The following is an 18,569-nucleotide window of genomic DNA, read 5'->3' as shown; positions in this document are numbered from 1 at the left end:
TCAAACGATGGTGAACAGCGGCTGGTCGAACTCAACCGGCTGACCGTCTTCCACCAGGATGGCGTCGATAACGCCGCCGACATCGGCTTCGATGTGGTTCATCATCTTCATCGCTTCGACGATGCACAGGGTGTCGCCTTTCTTCACGCTCTGGCCAACTTCAGCGAAGTTCGGCGAGGTCGGCGAAGGCTTGCGGTAGAAGGTACCGACCATTGGCGAACGGATCACGGTGCCTTTGAGGGCCGGGGCAGCGGCGGCAGCTTCGGCAACCGGGGCAGCAGCGGCCGGAGCAGCTACAGGCGCGGCAGCCATTGGCGCAGGTGCGTAGAACTGTTGAGCGGCTGGGGTCTTGCTGTGACGGCTGATACGGACCGACTCTTCGCCTTCCTTGATCTCCAGTTCGTCGATGCCAGACTCTTCCAGCAGCTCGATCAGTTTCTTGACTTTACGGATATCCATTAATCATCAACTCCCAAAGGTTCGGTCAGGGGGCATTAAGTTAAAAACGTATCTGAAACGTTTTTCTCGAACCCCGGCCCACTCAGGCCAGGGCTTCTATCATCAGGGCTGTGCGTTGGCAGCCAGTTGTTCCAGTGCGGCCTCCAGGGCCAGGCGATACCCGCTGGCGCCCAGGCCGCAGATCACCCCTACGGCTACATCGGAGAAGTAGGAGTGGTGACGGAACGGTTCGCGTTTGTGCACGTTGGACAGGTGCACTTCGATGAATGGGATGCTCACCGAAAGCAATGCGTCACGTAATGCGACGCTTGTGTGGGTGAAAGCAGCCGGATTGATCAGGATGAAGTCCACACCCTCGTTGCGTGCGGCGTGAATACGGTCGATCAGCTCGTACTCGGCATTGCTCTGCAGGTACTGCAGGTGATGGCCTGCGGCGCGGGCGCGCTGTTCCAGGTCCTGGTTGATCTGGGCCAGGGTCACGGCGCCGTAGTGGCCCGGTTCGCGGAGCCCGAGCATGTTCAGGTTGGGGCCGTGAAGCACCAGTAGCGTTGCCATCTGCAGATTCCTTGGATTTGTAGGGCAATTCGACACAGCGCGGCGAGTGTGCCGTAAAGCGACGGCAAGTGTCCAGTTCCCGGCAATAGCCAGCACGATGTCCGAGGTTCGCGCGAAGTATGTGACCAAATATTAAAATCTGGTCACTCGTTCGCAGAAATATGCCAGCACGCGGGAAGTTATAGACCGAGTTTGCCGCGCACGCGCGCCAGAACACCCGCAAATTCGGCGGCGTTTATCTCGCCAATGACCCGATCGGTGGTCATTTCGCTGCCGTTCGCGGCAAAGAACAACAGTGCAGGCGGGCCGAACAGCTGGTAGCGGTCGAGCAGGGTACGTTGCTCGGCGTTGCTTTCGGTGATGTCGAAACGCAGCAACTTGAATGCGCCCAGTTGCGGTTGGACCTGCGCTGCGTTGAGTACTTCATGCTCGATGACTTTGCAGCTGATGCACCAGTCGGCGTACCAGTCGAGCAAGACCGGCTGCCCCGCAGCTTTCGCCTCGGCCAGGGCCGCGTCAAGTGCGGCCGGCGTAGTGACGGTTTGCCAGGCATCCACCGAAGCTGCCGGGCCACTGCCGACGGTTGTCGGCGCTGGCGCAGGCAATGGGCGCAGCGGGTCGCCCTGGCCATTGAGGGCGCCGTACCAGCAGGCCAGGCCGTAGACCAGCAGGGCCAGGCCCAGCAGTTGCGCCAGACGTTGGCGTGGCGCCTTGACCACGAACTCCAGCGCACCGAGGAAAACGGCTACGCCCACGCTCAGGAAACCGACCAGCAACAAGGTTGCCGGCCCCGGCAGCACGCGGCTGAGCAGGCCGATGGCGAGGCCCAGCAGCAACACACCAATAGCGTTTTTCACGGTGTTCAGCCAAGGCCCGCTCTTTGGCAGCCAGGCCGCGCCCCCAGTAGCTACCAGCAACAATGGCGCGCCCATGCCCAGGCCGAGGGCAAACAACTTGAGTGCGCCACCCAGGGCGTCACCGCTGGCACTGATATACAGCAAGGCGCCGGCCAATGGTGCCGAGACGCACGGCGAAACCAGCAGGCTGGACAGCACGCCCAGCACTGCTGCACCCAGCAGCGAGCCGCCCTTGGTGCGGTGGGCGAGCGTGTCCAGGCGATTGTTCAAGGCCTGTGGCAGTTTGAGTTCGAACAGGCCGAACATGGCCAGTGCGAACAGCACGAAGAACAGCGCGAAAGGCACCAGTACCCAAGCCGATTGCAGCCGCGCCTGCAGGTTCAGGCCTGCACCGAACAGGCCCATCAGCGCCCCCAGCAGGGCGAAACTGGCGGCCATGGCCAGCACATAGGCCAGCGACAGGGCCAGGCCGCGCAGGCCGGCGACCTGGCCGCGCAGGAGCACGCCAGAGAGGATCGGCAGCATTGGCAGCACGCAGGGCGTGAAGGTCAGGCCGACCCCGGCGAGGAAGAACAGCAGCAACGATTTCCAGCTCCAGCCTTGCTCGCTGGCCGTCGCCGGGGCGTCGGCCGTGCTCCCCCCTGCGCCGTCGATGCTCAGGCGTGCCGTCTCTGGTGGGTAGCACAGGCCCTTGTCGGCACAGCCCTGGTAGCCGACCAGCAGGGTGAATGCGCGGGCGTCGGTGCGCGGCAGTTCGATGTCGAGCACCCCGTGGTAGACCTCGACGTCGCCGAAGAACTCATCGTGCTTGGCCTCGCCCTTGGGAATGTTCGGCGAACCCAGGGTGATGTCTGCCGGTTCGCTGCGGAACTGGAAGCGATGGCGGTAGAGGTAATAGCCGTCGGTGGCGACGAAGCGCAGTTTGATGGTGTGCGCATCGGCCTGGACCAGGCTGAGCTTGAAGGCTTCATGTACGGGCAAAAAGTCTGCGCTGTTGCTCAGCGAGGCGGCGCCGAGGGTGGCGCTGGGGCGGTTGTCGAGCAGGCCCGTGGCGAAGGCAGGGCTGGCCAGCAGCAGGAACAGCAGGAAAAACAGGCGGCGCATGGCGGACTCGCGAGGTGGAACGTGCCCGGCATGATAGCGGAGTTGGCCTTGGTTGGGGGGCAGTGCAGGCAAACGATCACAGCCTGAAGGCCCGCACCGCACGGTTCAGCTCGCCGCCAAGGGTCAGCAATTGCTCGCCCTGCTCGCGCCCTTCACCGATGCGCTGCAGGTTGTCTTCACCCAGCTCATGAATCCGCTCGCTGTGCCCTCGAATCTCGCTCACCGCATCACTCTGCTGCGCCGTGACGTCGGCAATGCGCACTGCAGTATCGGCGATGGTGCGGATCGCGTTGACGATCTCGTCCAGCGCGCCATCGGCAGCCTGAGCCTGGTCAGCTGTGGCTTGCGCATGTTCCAGTTGCGCCCGCATACCTGTCACCGACTCCCGTGCCGCCTGTTGCAGCCGGTCGATCAAGGTCTGGATCTCGCCAGTGGCGCCCGTGGTGCGTTGTGCCAGCGAGCGTACTTCGTCTGCAACCACGGCAAAGCCGCGGCCCATTTCGCCCGCGCGGGCGGCTTCGATGGCGGCGTTCAATGCCAGCAGGTTGGTCTGCTCGGCGATCGATCTGATCACGGTGAGCACACCGCCGATGGTGGCCGACTCCTCGGCCAGCTGTTCGATCATGCGGGCATTGCCCTGCACCTCATCGACCAGCGTGCGCAGCCCGCCAAGGCTCTGGCCGATCACCGTCTGGCCTTGCTCCACGGCGCGGCCGGCATCGCGGCTGGCATCGGCCGCGGAGCTGGCATCATCAGCCACCTGCAAAATGGTGGCTTCCAGTTCGCCCAGCGCATCGCGGATCTGCCCTGTGTCACCGGCCTGGCGCTCTGCGCCGTCATGCAGGGCGGCGCTCATGCCGGCCAGTGCGTGGCTGCTGCCGGCCACCTGCTCGGCGTTGTGGCGGATGGTGCCGACCAGCTCCACCAGGTACTGGCGCAGGCGGTTGAGCGATTCCTGGATGTCGTGCAGCTCGCGGTTTGTCTTGCCCAGGGCGATGGGGGCGGCGAAATCGCCTTCGGCCCATCGCGACAGGGCCGGGGCCAGGCCGGTCAGGGTGCGCGTCAGCCGCCGCTGCAATGTGTCGATGAGCAGGGCGATCAGCAGGATCAGGCCGATCATCAGGCCCTGGATAAGGCGCACTTCGCTGGCGATACGGGCGTGCTGGCCGCGCACTTCAGGCTCAAGGCTGGCAATGGCTTTTTGCACGGCGTCGAGCCGTTCATTGGTGCTGGCGGCCAGGGCTGTGCGCCGCTCGATCTGTTCGCGGGTGCGTTGCAGTTCGCCAGGGTAGCGGTTGAGCAGGCTCTGCAGTTCGCGCTTGAGGCCAACGGCAACGTCTTCCTGTTGCCCGGCGGCCTGCGTTTCCAGGCCCATCATGGCGGCGAAATCATCAGCGTTGGATTCGGCGGCGCGGGTCACGCCCAGCAACGGCAGGTTGTCGATGACCTGAGCCTGGGCGCGGATCAGTTGCAGCTCGCGTTCCACCTCGTCGGCCAGCTCGGCGCGGCCGCCGCTGACCAGTTTGTCACGGGCCAGCGACAGGCGGCCCAGGTGTACGCTGGCGTCGAGCAACGGCAGCAGGTAACGGCTCGCCTCGCTGCTGGCACTGTCGCGGGCATAGCCGGCCAGTTGTTCGAAATTGGCGCCTAGTTCACGTTCGGCCTGCAACAGCAAGGCTTGAGGGTCGCCGGCCAGTTTGCCGGCCGCGAGCAGCTCGTTGGCGGTGAAGGCTTGCAGGGTATCAAGGCTTGGGCGCAATTGGCCGGCCAGCTCCTCAGGCCAGTCGGCCAGTGCCTGCCCAAGCTGTTGGTTGGCCTCCAGCGCCGCCGCATGGCGCAGGGCGTCGCCGCTGCCCAGATAAGCCTGGATGTTGCGCGCGGCCTGGTTCTGGAACTGCTGCGACAGGCCCAGATAGCGTTCCATCAATTGATAGGGGCGCTCCAGGGCGCGCTGCGACCACCAAAGGGTCGCGCCCAGAGCGATACACACGGTCACCAGCAACAGGGTGTTGAAATTGGTCAGCCACTTCAGGCGCATAGCCGCGAACTTCCTGCGGGGGTGGAGGGGTAGGTGCCTGAAGTTATTGCTATTTTGTGACGGAGTGATGACGATGGTGGCTTAACGCTATCTAATGGGCGCGGGCCGGCCGGCTAAGGCTCGACCCGCACCACACAGTTGCGCCCCGCATGCTTGGCCCGATACAGCGCCTCGTCAGCGGTGCTGGCCATGCTCAATGCATCGAGCTCATCGTCCAGCTGCACCACCCCGGCACTGAACGTGCACCGCAGGTCGCAAGGCTGTGCCGGGTAGAGGATTTCGGCGAAGCGCCGGCGAATCTCGTCGAGAACCTTGTGCGCGGCATCCAGTGCGGTGTTGGGCATGACGATGGCGAACTCCTCGCCGCCATAGCGGCCGATGAAGTCGGTCTTGCGCAGCCGTTGCTTGAGAAAAAGCGCCAGGCTTTTGATAACCCGATCACCCATGGGGTGGCCATGGCGGTCGTTGATCTTCTTGAAGTGGTCGATGTCGAGCATGGCAAAGCTGAGCGGCTGGCCCTCGCGACGGGCGCGAAAGCTGCAATCTTCCAGCAATTGCAGGATGTGCGTGTGGTTGTACAGGCCGGTAAGGCTGTCGCGGACCATGCGCGACTTGAGGTGGCGCGCTCGGGCAGCACGGTTGCGCACAGTGGTGATCAGGTGGCGCGAGCGGATCGGTTTGGTCAGAAAGTCGTCGCCGCCCTCGCTCATGGCGTCGAGCTGTTTGTCCAGGTCGTCCTCGGCGGACAGGTAGATGATGGGGACGCTGACGTAGCGGTCGTTGTGGCGGATCACTTTGGCCAGTTCCGGGCCCGAGCAGGCTGGCATGTACAGGTCGAGAATGATCAGGTCGGGCTGGAACTCGGCCAACTCGGCCATGGCGCGGATCGGGTCGGTCAGGCTGCGGGTGATCATGCCGGCGCTGCCCAGCACGCGTTCGGTGTGCAGTGCCTGGGTGCGCGAGTCGTCGATGATCAGCACGCGCAGCGGTTCAAGAGGCGCGGTGCTGGTCATGATCTCGAGCTTCTCAAGCAGGCTGGAGGCTTCCAGTGTGCCGGTGAGAAATGCTTGACCACCTGCGCGTACTGCGGCCAGGCGCGTTGGCGTGTCGGCTTCGTGCAGGCTGAAGAACAGCAGCGGGATCGGCTGCTCCAGACCCGACTGCGCCTGTGCCGCCAGTTGCATGCCGCAACCTGGCCCGCTGAAGTCGACATCCATCACGATGGCAGAGGGTGCCTGCTCGGCCACTGACGCCAGCAAAGCGTCGACGCTGAACAGCGCTTGCACGCTCAGGCCGAAGAACTCCAGTTGCTGGGCCAGACGCTCGGCGCGCTCATGGTCGCGCAGCAGCAGATACACCGGCCTGCGGGCAGGTGGCAACGTCAGCTGATCAAGTTGGTCGCCCTGGCGCAAACGAGTGCGCGACAGGCGTTGCAACAGGTGATCGAGCTCCTGCTTGAGGCGCTCTTGGCTCGGCTCCGCGGCTTGGGTCATGTCCTGACTACTTATTAGTGGGATATGCAGGTGCGATGATGGCTCTATGCTAGCAGTTCTTTCCAGGCATGCGAGTGCGCGGGATCAACAAAGCGTTGATGACGAATATTCAGTTGCTGACCGATTGGTCGCTTATGCGTACGGTGGTGTCTGCTTTATAGTGCAGCAACGTGGGCTTGCCGTGGCACCCTGGCACTGGCCTGTGGTCAAAAGCCCTGAACCGTCGTGACTGATAAGGACAAAGCCATGCTGGACTGGAAAAACCGCGAGGCCAAGGCCGAGCCCCGTGAGCGTGTCGATGGCCGCGGTGCTGCCGCCCGTAGCTATGTGGGTGGCCTCTGGAGCCGAGCCCTGGGGACCCTGATCGGGTTGTACCTGCTGGTCTGCATCGGGCTGGGCTGGTACTGGAGCCAGGAACCGGAGCTGTTCCCGGTGCAGCAGAATGCCCAGGCAGCAGCCGAGCGCAACGGCCAGCAGATGGTGATTGGTTACACCACCATCGAAACGCTCAAGACTGTGGCCGAAACCCTGCTGAACAAGCCGGGCGGCTACATTTCCAACGATCGCTTCCCGCCGGGGCTGTGGATGGACAACATGCCGAGCTGGGAATACGGCGTGCTGGTCCAGGTGCGTGACCTGTCCCGCGCTTTGCGCAAAGACTTCGCCCGCTCGCAGTCGCAGTCCACCGAGGACGCGGACCTTGCCAAGGCCGAGCCGCGCTTCAACTTCGACAACAAGAGCTGGATCCTGCCATCGAGCGAATCGGAGTTCGAAGAGGGCATCAAATCGCTTGCCCGCTACCAGACCCGCCTGGCGGCTGGCGACAAGGGTGCGATCTTCTATACCCGTGCCGACAACCTGAACAACTGGCTGGGCGATGTCGCCACGCGCCTGGGTTCGCTGTCGCAGCGCCTGTCGGCAAGTGTTGGCCGGGTCAAGCTCAATACCACCCTGAAGACCGAATCGGTGGTTGCTGGCCAAGCGCCGCAGGTGGACGAGGAGGTGGTGGAAACGCCTTGGCTGCAGATCGACAACGTGTTCTACGAAGCCCGCGGCCAGGCTTGGGCGCTGTCGCACCTGCTGCGTGCCATCGAAGTGGACTTCGCTGACGTGCTGGCGAAGAAGAATGCCACCGTCAGCGTGCGCCAGATCATTCGTGAACTGGAGGCGTCGCAGGAAGCGTTGTGGAGCCCGATGGTGCTCAACGGCAGCGGCTTCGGCATGTGGGCCAACCACTCGCTGGTCATGGCCAACTATATTTCGCGGGCCAACGCGGCGGTCATCGACCTGCGTCAACTGTTGTCGCAGGGTTGAACATGGCTATAAGCCCCAACGAGGCCGCCCACCGGGCGGCTTCCGACCGCGAACTGGTCGCCTGGGTGGACGAAGCCGATCAGGTGCTTGGTGCGCTGCCCAGGGCAGAGCTTCGCGAGCGTGGTCTGATTGGCCGCTGTACCTTCATTCTGCTGTTCAATGGCGCCGGTGAGTTGTGCGTACACCGGCGCACCTTGAGCAAGGCGCTGTATCCGGGCTATTGGGATGTGGCCGCAGGGGGCATGGTGGCGGCGGGGGAGGCGTATGCCGACTCGGCGGCCCGTGAACTGGCCGAGGAGTTGGGCATCGAGGGCGCCGAGTTGCGTTTCCACGAACGGTTCTACTTCGACCAGCCCGACAACCGGTTATGGTGCGCGGTGTATTCGGCAGTGTCGGACGCGCCGCTGCGGTTGCAGCCTGAAGAGGTGAGCGAGGCGAGGTTCATCAGCCTCGCCCAGGCTGAGGCAGAAAGCCTCAGCAAGCCCTACTGTCCGGACTCGCTGGCGGCGCTGCAGCGGTACAAGGTCAGTCTGGGCTAAGGCTGGGGCCGCTTTGCGGTCCCAGGTCCCATGAGTCGCAAATCTTTCGCAAAATGGCGCATTCCGGTACTTAGCAATCACCTGATTTATCGTTACACTGCGCGCCCTTTTCGGGCTGTTGCAGGATCTTGCGGCAGTAGCGCCGCCCCTGCCAGAGTGGGGCTTCGCGGTCGGCTCCTGCCGACCAGTTTTTGTCCTCAGCACAGAGGAACAAAAGTGGCCAAGAAAGCTTCTTCCTTTTCCGCCCTTGGCGGTCTCGTGTTTTCCACCGACGCCGGTCGGCACTGCCCCGACTGTAGCCAGCCGGTGGATGCCTGCATCTGCAAGCAGCAAACCATCCCCGAAGGCGACGGCATCGCCCGTGTTCGCCGTGAGAGCAAAGGCCGTGGCGGCAAGACCGTGACCACTGTCACCGGCGTGCCGCTGCCGCCAGACCAGCTCAAGGAGCTGGCCACCACCCTCAAGCGCCGCTGCGGTACCGGCGGTGCTCTGAAGGACGGGGTTATCGAGATCCAGGGCGACCATGTCGAGCTGTTGATCGGCGAGCTGACCAAACAGGGTTTCAAGGCGAAAAAGTCCGGGGGCTGAGGCCATCACGCGATTTTTTGCCCAGCGCTTTCTAAACTCGTTCCCGTGACCAGGGTCTATTGCTGGGCACGGATGAATCGTCATTTCCAGCTTTTACACTGCGCCCGCCACCATGTGGGGCAGTGTTTTCGACTTTATAGGGGACTTGAATGTCCGTACGACGCACACGCAAAGACGATGGTAGCCAATGGACCGTGGCCGACAGCCGTAGTGTTTATGGTATCCGCCATTGGGGCGCTGGTTATTTCGCCATCAATGAAGCCGGGCGCGTCGAAGTGCGCCCCAACGGCCCTCAGAGCGCGCCGATCGACTTGTTCGAGCAGGTCGATGAGCTGCGCCAGAGCGGCTTGTCGCTGCCGCTGCTGGTACGCTTCCCCGACATTCTGCAGGACCGCGTGCGCCAGTTGACCGGTGCCTTCGACGCCAACATCGCGCGCCTTGAGTACCAGAGCCAGTACACCGCGCTGTATCCGATCAAGGTCAACCAGCAGGAAGCGGTGGTAGAGAACATCATCGCCACGCAGAACGTTTCCATCGGCCTGGAGGCGGGTTCCAAACCTGAACTGCTGGCGGTGCTGGCGCTGGCGCCGAAGGGCGGCACCATCGTCTGCAACGGCTACAAGGACCGCGAGTTCATCCGCTTGGCGCTGATGGGCCAGAAGCTCGGCCACAACGTGTTCATCGTCATCGAGAAAGAGTCCGAAGTGGCGCTGGTGATCGAAGAGGCCGCCGAGCTCAAGGTCAAGCCGCAGGTTGGGCTGCGCGTTCGCCTGTCGTCGCTGGCTTCGAGCAAGTGGGCAGACACCGGTGGCGAGAAGTCCAAGTTCGGCCTGTCGGCTGCCCAGTTGATTTCGGTCGTGCAGCGCTTCCGCGATGCCGGGCTGGACCAGGGCATCCGCCTGCTGCACTTCCACATGGGTTCGCAGATCGCCAACCTGGCCGACTACCAGCACGGCTTCAAGGAAGCCATCCGCTACTACGGCGAGCTGCGTGCCCTGGGCCTGCCCGTCGACCATATCGACGTGGGCGGTGGCCTGGGTGTGGACTACGACGGCACCCACTCGCGCAACGCCAGTTCGATCAACTACGACATGGACGACTATGCCGGCGTGGTGGTGGGCATGCTCAAGGAGTTCTGCGACGCGCAGGGCTTGCCGCATCCGCACATTTTCTCTGAGAGTGGCCGTTCGCTGACTGCGCACCACGCCATGCTGGTGATCCAGGTGACCGACGTCGAGAAACACAACGACGACGTGCCGACCATCGAAAACAAGGAAAGCCTGCCCGAGACCGTGCAGTGGCTGGCCGACCTGCTCGGCCCGACCGACATCGAGATGGTCACCGAGACCTACTGGCGCGCCACGCACTACATGGGTGACGTGGCAGCGCAATATGCCGATGGCAAGATCAGCCTGGCCGAAAAGGCCCTGGCCGAGCAGTGCTACTTCGCCGTGTGCCGTCGCCTGCACAACTCGCTCAAGGCCCGCCAGCGCTCGCACCGCCAGGTGCTGGACGAACTGAACGACAAGCTGGCCGACAAGTACATCTGCAACTTCTCGGTGTTCCAGAGCCTGCCGGACACCTGGGCCATCGGCCAGGTGCTGCCGATCATCCCGTTGCACCGTCTGGACGAAGAGCCGCTGCGCCGTGCAGTGCTGCAGGACCTGACCTGCGACTCCGACGGCAAGATCAACCAGTACGTCGACGAGCAGAGCATCGAGACCAGCATGCCGGTGCACTCGCTCAAGGACGGTGAGGACTACCTGCTGGGCGTGTTCCTGGTCGGTGCCTACCAGGAAATTCTCGGTGACATGCACAACCTGTTCGGTGATACCGACTCGGTGAACATTTACCAGAACGCCGATGGCAGCGTGTTCCACGCCGGTATCGAGACCCACGACACCATCGAAGACATGTTGCGCTATGTGCACCTGTCGCCGGAGGAGTTGATGACCCACTACCGCGACAAAGTGGCCAGCGCCAAGATCAGCGCCCGAGAGCGTACCCAGTTCCTCGATGCACTGCGCCTGGGGCTGACCCGGTCTTCCTACCTGTCGTCGTGATTGTCACGGCCGCTCCTGCTACCCCTGTAGGAGCGGCCTTGCGTCGCGAATGAGGGCACAGCCCTCACCGGTGTCACATCAGGAAAAGGAACAAACGTACCCGGCTGCATGGGGCTGACTACCGTTGAACGCAATGTTCAAGGGATACCGACATGGACCGTCAAGGCAATCACCGTTTGCGCAAAGGCCGCCACTCGGAGCAGGGGAGGCTGTATCTATTAACAACGGTTACCCGCAATCGCGCTCCAATCTTCAAGAATCTTCCTTTCGCCCCAGCCACCATTCAACAGTTGCGGCTAAGCGATCAGGAAGCGTGCTGTCGAACGCTGGCGTGGGTCTTGATGCCAGATCATCTGCACTGGCTGATCGAGCTAGGCCACGGAACGCTTGGCGAATTGATGTGCGCATTCAAATCTCGAAGCAGTTGCGCGCTTTATCGAGCCGGAGCTGATAGGCGCCGTATCTGGCAACCTGGCTTCCATGACCGAGCGTTACGGCGTGAGCAGGACATCAGGGCCGTTGCTCGATACATCATCGCCAACCCAATCCGTGCCGGACTGGTACAGCGTGCTGGCGAGTATTCTCACTGGGATTGTGTATGGCTGTGAGTGTGCAGGTGAGGGCTGCGCCCTCATTTCGCGACACAAGGCCGCTCCTACAGCGGTCGCCCGTAGAGCGGCCTTGCGTCGCGAAAGGGCTGCAAGGCAGCCCCAGCATCAGTGAATCCACAGTCCTTTTCGTTGCATGCGCCAGCCCACCCATCCCAACGTCAGCGCCCGCAACGCCATGAACCCGAGAAACGCCAACCACAGCCCGTGGTTGCCAAAGCCACTCATGGCCCACGCCAGCGGCAATGCAACCAGCACCGAAACCAGCATTGCATTGCGCATCTCCCGCGCCCGCGTGGCACCGATGAACAGGCCGTCCAGCAAGTAACTCCACACCGCTACCAATGGCAGTACCGCCAGGTACGGCAGGTACGGATAGGCGGCCGCGCGTACACTCTCGATATCGGTCTGCAGGTCGATGAACAAATGCCCGGCCAGCAGGAACAGCCCGGCAAAACCCAGACTGGTAATCAATGACCATCCACAGGCCACCACCAGCGAGCGGCGCAGGGTGTCGCGATCGCGGGCGCCAATGGCATGGCCGCACAGGGCTTCCACCGCATGCGCCAGGCCGTCGAGGGCGTAGGCGGTGAGCAGCAGGCCGTTGAGCAGCAGTGCATTGGCCGCCACCGTGGCCTCGCCCAGTCGCGCGCCTTGCACGGTGATCAGCAGGAACACCAGCTGCAAGGCCAGGCTGCGCAGGAAGATATCGCGGTTGACCGATAGCAACGGCCGCCAGGCTTGCCAGCGCTTGAGTGCCGCCCAGGCGATATGCCCGGGATAGGCGCGCAGGGCAGGGCGGGTCAGGGCCAGGCCCAGCAGTGCGGCCGACCACTCGGCGATCACCGACGCCCGCGCCGACCCCAGCACTCCCCAATCCAGGCCAAGAACGAACCATAGGTTGAGGCCGATGTTCAGCAGGTTGGTGGTCAGCAATATGGCAAGCGGTGCTCGGGCGTTCTGGGTGCCGAGGAACCAGCCGACCAGCGCGTAGCTGGCCAGCGCCGCCGGCAGGCCGAGCAGGCGGGTATGGAAGAAGGCCTCGGTTGATTGCTGCAAGGCTTGGCTCGGTTGCATCGCGTGCAGCGCCAGTTGGCTGAAGGGCAGGGCGAGCAGGCCGATGAGCAGGGCAAAGCCCACCGCCAGCAGCAGGCCTTGCACCAGGACCTGGCGCAGCGCAGCACCGTCGGCACGCCCCGCGGCCTGGGCAGCGAAGCCGGTGGAGCCCATGCGCAGGAAGCCCATCAGGCCGACCATGAAAGTGAACAGCGTGGCACCCACCGCCACCGCGCCAAGCTGATGGGCGTGGGGCAGGTGACCGATGACCGTGCTGTCTACCAGGGCCACCAAGGGCACCGAGATGTTGGACAAAATCATCGGTGCGGCCAGGGCCCAGACTTTGCGGTGGGTGAGGCGGTGCTGCCAGTCGGTGGCAATTTGCGACATTTGAGTTCCTGGGAAAACAGGCCCGCATAGCGGCCCTTCTGGATCGATAGGCCGCATTCTAACGGCCAGCCACCTGCCGTTGCGCTATAGTTGCTGCCTTCACGCATACGCTGCCGATTAGAGTCCCCACTCCATGTTCAACAAAGGATTGTTGCTGGCCTGCGCGCTGGCCCTGCTCAGTGCCTGTGATTCCTCCACGCCAGACACACCTGCCGCCACCGAAAAACCGGCGGCAAGCACCCCGGCCGAATCTGCTGCGCCCAAGCGCCAGGACCCTGCCGAACTCGCCAAACGCTACGAAGGCCGTGAGCTCAGCGTGCTGGATGTTTCGGAAGTGCAGCTCGACGGCGCCAGTGCCCTCTCGGTCAGTTTTTCCGCACCGCTGGACGCCAAGCAGAACTTCGCTGCCAAGCTGCATCTGGTCGATACCGTCAAAGGCAAGGTCGACGGTGCCTGGGAGCTTGCCGACAACCAGATGGAACTGCGCCTGCGTCACCTCGAGCCGCAGCGCAAGCTTGTGTTGACCGTCGACAAGGGCCTGCTGGCTGTCAACGGCAAGCAGCTGGAAAGCGAGTCGGTGACCCGCCTGGAAACCCGCGACATGCAGCCGACCATCGGCTTCGCCAGCCGTGGCTCGCTGCTGCCTACGCGGCTGGCCGAGGGCCTGCCGGTGATTGCCCTGAACGTCGACAAGGTCGATGTCGAGTTTTTCCGGGTCAAGCCGGACATGCTCTCGACCTTCCTGGTCAACTGGGGCCGCAACAGCAGCCTCTACTACTACCAGTCCAAGGAAACCCTGGCCCTGGCCGACCTGGTCTACAGCGGCCGGTTCGACCTCAACCCGGCGCGCAATACCCGTGAGACCGTGTTGCTGCCGATCGCCGGGATCAAGCCGCTGCAGGAGCCGGGCGTATACCTGGCAGTGATGCGCGCGTCAGGAACCTACGATTATTCGCAGCCGGCGACGCTGTTCACCCTCAGCGATATCGGCGTCTCGGCCCACCGCTATCGCGACCGTCTTGACGTGTTTGCCCAGGCCCTGGAGGGCGGCAAGGCGCTCAACCAGGTAAACCTCGAACTTCATGACGACAAGGGCAAGCTGCTGGCCCAGGCCAAGACCGATGGCCAAGGCCATGCCCAGCTGCCGCTCACGGCCAAGGCCGATACCCTGATCGCGACCCAGGGTGTGCATACCACACTGCTACGCCTGAACACTGCAGCGCTGGACCTGGCCGAATTCGACATCACCGGCCCGCAGGCAAACCCGCTGCAGTTCTTCATCTTTGGCCCGCGCGACCTGTATCGCCCGGGTGAGACGGTGCTGCTCAACGGCCTGTTGCGCGACCAGGATGGCAAGCCGGTAAAGGCCCAGCCGGTCAGTGTGGAGGTACGCCGCCCGGATGAGCAGGTCAGCCGCAAGTTTGTCTGGGAGGCCGATGCCAACGGCCTTTATCAGTACCAGTTGCAACTGGCTACAGAAGCGCCGACCGGTCGTTGGCAACTGCTGCTCGACCTTGGCGGGGGGCGTAAGCAGGTCTATGAGTTCCTCGTCGAAGACTTCCTTCCTGAACGCCTGGCGCTTGAACTGAAGGGCAGCAGCACACCGCTCTCGCCCGAAGAAACGGCGCAGGTCCAGGTCAATGGCCGGTACCTCTACGGTGCGCCGGCGGCGGGCAATCGCCTGAGCGGCCAGGCGTACTTGCGCCCTTGCGCGAAGCGGTACCTGCTTTGCCGGGTTATCAGTTTGGTTCGGTCACCGAAACCGAGCTGAACCAAGACCTGGAGCTGGATGAAGTGACCCTCGATGAGGCTGGCAAGGCCGTGGTCGATATCGAAAGCCGCTGGGCCGAAGCGCGCTCGCCGCTGCAGTTGACCGTGCAGGCCAGCTTGCAGGAGTCCGGTGGCCGACCGATCACCCGTCGTCTCGAACAACCGATCTGGCCCGCCGACCGCCTGCCTGGCCTGCGTGGCGTGTTCGAGGGCGAGGAAACCGACAGCGACGGCCCGGTGGAATTCGAGTTCCTGGTGGCCGACCGAGACGGCAACAAGCTCGCTGCAAGCGACCTCAAGGTACGGCTGATCCGAGAGCGCCGCGATTACTACTGGAACTACTCGCAAAGCGACGGCTGGAGCTACAACTACAACGAAAAATTCCTCACTCAGAGCGAGCAAAGCGTCAACGTACAAGCGGGCTCGACTGCCAAGCTGACCTTCCAGGTCGAGTGGGGGCCTTACCGCGTCGAGGTGGAAGACCCACAGACTGGCCTGGTGTCCAGCGAACGCTTCTGGGCGGGGTATCGCGCCCAGGACAATGCCGAAGGCGGCGCAGTGCGCCCCGACCAGGTCAAGCTGGCGCTGGACCAGCCGGCTTACGCTGATGGCGCTACTGCCAAGGTCACGGTAACCCCGCCAGCTGCCGGCAATGGCTACCTGATGATCGAATCCAGCGATGGCCCGCTGTGGTGGCAGGAGATCGACGTCCCCGCCGAAGGCAAGACCTTCGATGTGCAACTGGACAAGCAGTGGGCTCGCCACGACCTGTACATCAGTGCCTTGGTGATCCGCCCGGGTGAGCGCAAGGCCAATGCCACGCCCAAGCGTGCCGTCGGTGTGCTACACCTGCCGCTGGGCCGCGCCGAGCGCAAGCTGGCGGTCAGCCTGCAGGCACCGGAAAAAATGCGCCCCAAGCAACCCCTGACGGTCAGGATCAAGGCCACCAATGCCGATGGCAGTATTCCCAAACAGGCCCATGTGCTGTTGTCTGCTGTGGATGTGGGCATCCTCAACATCACCGACTTCAAGACCCCTGACCCATACGCCAGCCTGTTCGGCCGCAAGGCCTATGGCGCCGACCAGCTGGACATCTATGGCCAACTGATCGAAGCCGGTCAGGGGCGCCTGGCCAGCCTGGCCTTCGGCGGTGACGCAGCCATGGCCAAGGGGGGCAAGCGCCCCAACACCACGGTCACCATCGTTGCCCGGCAGAGTGTGCCGGTGACCCTGAACGAGCAGGGCGAGGGCGAGGCGAGCGTCGATATTCCCGACTTCAATGGCGAACTGCGGCTGATGGCCCAGGCCTGGACCGAGGACCACTTCGGCATGGCCGAGGGCAAGACCGTGGTGGCGGCCCCGCTGATTGCCGAACTCTCGGCGCCGCGCTTCCTTGCCGGTGGCGACCGCACCAGCCTGGCGCTGGACCTGGCCAACCTTTCCGGCCTGGCCCAGCAGCTGACTGTCGATATCAGCACCGAGGGGCAGGTGAGCCTGGCAATGAGCGCCCAGCAGCGTGTTGCCCTGGCCGAGGGCCAGCACACCACCCTGATGATCCCGGTGCAGGCGCAGGGTGGCTTGGGCCAGGGCAAGGTGCATGTACGGGTCAATGGCCTGCAGTTGCCGGGCGAGCCGCTGAACACCTTCGAGCGTGAATGGACGCTGGGCGTACGCCCCGCGTACCCGGCCGTGCTCAAGCATTACCGCGTGGCTCTCAAGGACCAGCCCTGGACGCTGCCTGAAGCCGACCTGGCAGCATTCGAACCTGCCGGGCTGGAAGCCAGCCTGGCGTTGTCGAGCCGCCCGCCACTGAACCTGGCCGAGCAGATCCGTGCCCTCGAAGCCTACCCCTACGGTTGCCTGGAACAGACCACCAGCGGCCTGTACCCCTCGCTGTACGCCGATGCGCAGAGCCTCAAGCGCCTGGGGATCAAGGGAGAGCCGGCCGAGGTGCGCAAGCGCAAGATCGAAATGGGCATCGAACACTTGCTGGGGATGCAGCGCTACAACGGCAGTTTCGGCCTGTGGAGTTCGGACAGCGAGGAGGAGTACTGGCTGACCGCCTATGTCACCGACTTCCTGCTCAGGGCCCGTGACCAAGGCTACGGTGTGCCGGCCGACGCGCTGAGGAAAGCCAATGAACGCCTGTTGCGCTACTTGCAGGAGCGTAACCTGATTGAGGTCGACTACAGCGAGAACGCCGAACACACCCGCTTTGCCGTGCAGGCCTATGCCGCGCTGGTGCTTTCGCGCAGCCAGCAGGCTCCGCTGGGTGCCTTGCGCAGCCTGTTCGAACGGCGCGCCGATGCGCGCTCCGGCCTGCCGCTGGTGCAACTGGCGGTGGCGCTGGACAAGATGGGCGACAAGCCGCGTTCGCAAGAGGCATTGCAAGCAGGCCTGGGTATCAGCCGCAGCAAAGGCTGGATGGCCGATTACGGCAGCAGCCTGCGTGACCAGGCACTGATCCTGGCGTTGCTGCAGGAGAGTGATCTGGCCAGTAATCAGGTCGATCAGCGGTTGTTCGCGCTGTCTGATGAGCTGGCAGCCAACCGTTGGCTGTCGACGCAGGAGCGCAATGCGCTGTACTTGGCCGGGCGTGGCTTGCTCGATAAGCCTGAGAGCCCGTGGAAGGCGCGCCTGGAAAGTGCCGGTGAGGTGCGGGAGTTCAGCAATGGCGACGCTGGCATGAAGCTCGAAGGCCCACTGTTGGCCTCGCCGCTGAGTGTGCAGAACGAAGGCAGTGAAACTGTCTACCAGCAACTGACCCTCTCGGGCTATCCACGTCAGGCGCCTGCCGCGGGCGGCAACGGTATGGAGATCCGCCGCGAATACCTGGGCATGAACGGCCAGCTACTGGACCTGCACAACGTGCGCAGCGGCGACCTGGTGCTGGTGCATCTGGCGCTCAAGGCCACGGACCGGGTTCCGGATGCGCTGGTGGTCGACCTGTTGCCGGCGGGCCTGGAGCTGGAGAACCAGAACCTGGCGCAGAGCGCTGCCAGCCTGAACAATGCCAGCAGCGCAGTGAAGCAGTGGCGTGAGTCGATGCAAAACGCCAGCGTGGTGCATCAGGAATACCGTGATGACCGGTATGTGGCGGCGCTCAAGCTCGACGGCTATGGCACCACTCACCTGTTGTATCTGGCGCGAGCGGTGACCCCTGGCACCTACCGTATACCGCCGCCGCAAGTGGAGTCGATGTACCGGCCGAATCTGCAGGCGGTGGGCGATGGGCAGGGTGAGATGACGGTTAAATCAAGGTAGGGCATGCTGCTCTTTTGTAGGAGCGGCCTTGCGTCGCGAAAGGGCCTCATAGAGGCCCCAGACCAGCAACTGTGGTGAACAAGAAGTATCGTGTGTGCCGTTTTTGCGGCCGCTGCGCGCCCGATCGCGACGCAAGGCCGCTCCTACAATTGACGGTGCACGCTCAATGAATCACCCAGCTCATCACCCACAACCCCAGCACCAGCCAGATGATCCCGAGGATGATGGACGCGCGCATGAAGGCGCGGATTGCCGAGTACAGCAGCAGCAGGCCGACGACCAGAGCAAGGATGCTGACCAGTGAGGTGTCCATGCCCAATGTGCGCGCAAGGCCATCGATGAAGTTACCCCCGGCGTTGGCCAGCAGGTTGAACAGGCCGCTCAACGCGTCGACGATGAAGCGGATCAACGAACCCAGTGCCTGGCCAAGCCACTCGAAAAAACCTTCTACATGCATAGTTGCTTCCTGAT

At 63.4% G+C, this 18,569-nt stretch carries 12 protein-coding genes and 1 pseudogene; 6 read left to right on the top strand and 7 right to left on the bottom strand.

The genetic code is table 11. The annotated features are described in order from the left end of the window. The 5 genes from accB to JOE27_RS13545 form a co-directional block, all read right to left on the bottom strand. The gene (gene accB, locus JOE27_RS13565; protein WP_046787845.1) at positions 1 to 459 is read right to left on the bottom strand and encodes an acetyl-CoA carboxylase biotin carboxyl carrier protein; all 459 of its coding nucleotides are present in this window, start codon (positions 457 to 459) and stop codon (positions 1 to 3) included. Between the two features lie 102 nt (positions 460 to 561). Beyond that, positions 562 to 1,014, bottom strand: a complete 453-nt coding sequence (gene aroQ / locus JOE27_RS13560) for a type II 3-dehydroquinate dehydratase (protein WP_012316405.1) — start codon at positions 1,012 to 1,014, stop codon at positions 562 to 564. 179 nt (positions 1,015 to 1,193) lie between these two features. Continuing rightward, the gene (locus JOE27_RS13555; RefSeq protein WP_204918978.1) at positions 1,194 to 2,975 is read right to left on the bottom strand and encodes a protein-disulfide reductase DsbD; all 1,782 of its coding nucleotides are present in this window, start codon (positions 2,973 to 2,975) and stop codon (positions 1,194 to 1,196) included. 76 nt (positions 2,976 to 3,051) lie between these two features. Continuing rightward, on the bottom strand, positions 3,052 to 5,013 hold the full coding sequence (locus tag JOE27_RS13550) for a methyl-accepting chemotaxis protein (protein WP_204918976.1): 1,962 nt from the start codon (positions 5,011 to 5,013) through the stop codon (positions 3,052 to 3,054). A gap of 113 nt (positions 5,014 to 5,126) precedes the next feature. Next, positions 5,127 to 6,506 carry a diguanylate cyclase gene (locus JOE27_RS13545; protein ID WP_046787848.1) on the bottom strand — a complete coding sequence of 460 codons (1,380 nt, stop codon included), beginning with the start codon at positions 6,504 to 6,506 and terminating at the stop codon, positions 5,127 to 5,129. Between the two features lie 246 nt (positions 6,507 to 6,752). Here JOE27_RS13545 and JOE27_RS13540 point away from each other — a divergent pair, with 246 nt between their 5' ends. From JOE27_RS13540 to JOE27_RS13520, 5 genes are all read left to right on the top strand, one after another. Then, positions 6,753 to 7,820 carry a DUF2333 family protein gene (locus JOE27_RS13540; RefSeq protein ID WP_046787849.1) on the top strand — a complete coding sequence of 356 codons (1,068 nt, stop codon included), beginning with the start codon at positions 6,753 to 6,755 and terminating at the stop codon, positions 7,818 to 7,820. A 2-nt stretch (positions 7,821 to 7,822) separates the two neighbouring features. After that, the gene (locus JOE27_RS13535; protein WP_046787850.1) at positions 7,823 to 8,359 is read left to right on the top strand and encodes an NUDIX hydrolase; all 537 of its coding nucleotides are present in this window, start codon (positions 7,823 to 7,825) and stop codon (positions 8,357 to 8,359) included. Between the two features lie 216 nt (positions 8,360 to 8,575). Then, positions 8,576 to 8,947, top strand: a complete 372-nt coding sequence (locus JOE27_RS13530; protein ID WP_012316399.1) for a translation initiation factor Sui1 — start codon at positions 8,576 to 8,578, stop codon at positions 8,945 to 8,947. A gap of 149 nt (positions 8,948 to 9,096) precedes the next feature. Then, positions 9,097 to 11,010, top strand: a complete 1,914-nt coding sequence (gene speA, locus JOE27_RS13525; protein ID WP_012316398.1) for an arginine decarboxylase — start codon at positions 9,097 to 9,099, stop codon at positions 11,008 to 11,010. A 152-nt stretch (positions 11,011 to 11,162) separates the two neighbouring features. Next, on the top strand, positions 11,163 to 11,618 hold the full coding sequence (locus tag JOE27_RS13520) for a transposase (RefSeq protein WP_204918973.1): 456 nt from the start codon (positions 11,163 to 11,165) through the stop codon (positions 11,616 to 11,618). Positions 11,619 to 11,726: 108 nt separating this feature from the next. Here JOE27_RS13520 and JOE27_RS13515 read toward each other — a convergent pair whose 3' ends face one another. After that, positions 11,727 to 13,064: an MATE family efflux transporter gene (locus JOE27_RS13515; RefSeq protein WP_204918971.1), complete on the bottom strand. Its 1,338-nt coding sequence runs from the start codon at positions 13,062 to 13,064 to the stop codon at positions 11,727 to 11,729. A 133-nt stretch (positions 13,065 to 13,197) separates the two neighbouring features. On the opposite strand from JOE27_RS13515, the pseudogene JOE27_RS13510 reads away from it, so the two are divergent. Continuing rightward, positions 13,198 to 18,098: pseudogene (locus tag JOE27_RS13510) on the top strand (alpha-2-macroglobulin). 163 nt (positions 18,099 to 18,261) lie between these two features. Here JOE27_RS13510 and JOE27_RS13505 read toward each other — a convergent pair. Further along, the gene (locus JOE27_RS13505; RefSeq protein WP_204918968.1) at positions 18,262 to 18,555 is read right to left on the bottom strand and encodes a hypothetical protein; all 294 of its coding nucleotides are present in this window, start codon (positions 18,553 to 18,555) and stop codon (positions 18,262 to 18,264) included. Between the last annotated feature and the right edge of the window lie 14 nt (positions 18,556 to 18,569).

The sequence above is a fragment of the Pseudomonas sp. M5 genome (genome assembly GCF_016907075.1).
Classification (GTDB): Bacteria; Pseudomonadota; Gammaproteobacteria; order Pseudomonadales; family Pseudomonadaceae; genus Aquipseudomonas; species Aquipseudomonas putida_E.
This window is presented reverse-complemented; position numbering and strand designations above follow the sequence as displayed.

Bases quoted from the DNA above. Each gene is read 5' to 3' on its own strand.
- JOE27_RS13545 (WP_046787848.1), bottom strand. From the start codon at position 6,506: ATGACCCAAGCCGCGGAGCCGAGCCAAGAGCGCCTCAAGCAGGAGCTC.
- accB (WP_046787845.1), bottom strand. From the start codon at position 459: ATGGATATCCGTAAAGTCAAGAAACTGATCGAGCTGCTGGAAGAGTCT.
- JOE27_RS13535 (WP_046787850.1), top strand. From the start codon at position 7,823: ATGGCTATAAGCCCCAACGAGGCCGCCCACCGGGCGGCTTCCGACCGC.
- JOE27_RS13520 (WP_204918973.1), top strand. From the start codon at position 11,163: ATGGACCGTCAAGGCAATCACCGTTTGCGCAAAGGCCGCCACTCGGAG.
- speA (WP_012316398.1), top strand. From the start codon at position 9,097: ATGTCCGTACGACGCACACGCAAAGACGATGGTAGCCAATGGACCGTG.
- aroQ (WP_012316405.1), bottom strand. From the start codon at position 1,014: ATGGCAACGCTACTGGTGCTTCACGGCCCCAACCTGAACATGCTCGGG.
- JOE27_RS13550 (WP_204918976.1), bottom strand. From the start codon at position 5,013: ATGCGCCTGAAGTGGCTGACCAATTTCAACACCCTGTTGCTGGTGACC.
- JOE27_RS13540 (WP_046787849.1), top strand. From the start codon at position 6,753: ATGCTGGACTGGAAAAACCGCGAGGCCAAGGCCGAGCCCCGTGAGCGT.
- JOE27_RS13555 (WP_204918978.1), bottom strand. From the start codon at position 2,975: ATGCGCCGCCTGTTTTTCCTGCTGTTCCTGCTGCTGGCCAGCCCTGCC.
- JOE27_RS13505 (WP_204918968.1), bottom strand. From the start codon at position 18,555: ATGCATGTAGAAGGTTTTTTCGAGTGGCTTGGCCAGGCACTGGGTTCG.
- JOE27_RS13515 (WP_204918971.1), bottom strand. From the start codon at position 13,064: ATGTCGCAAATTGCCACCGACTGGCAGCACCGCCTCACCCACCGCAAA.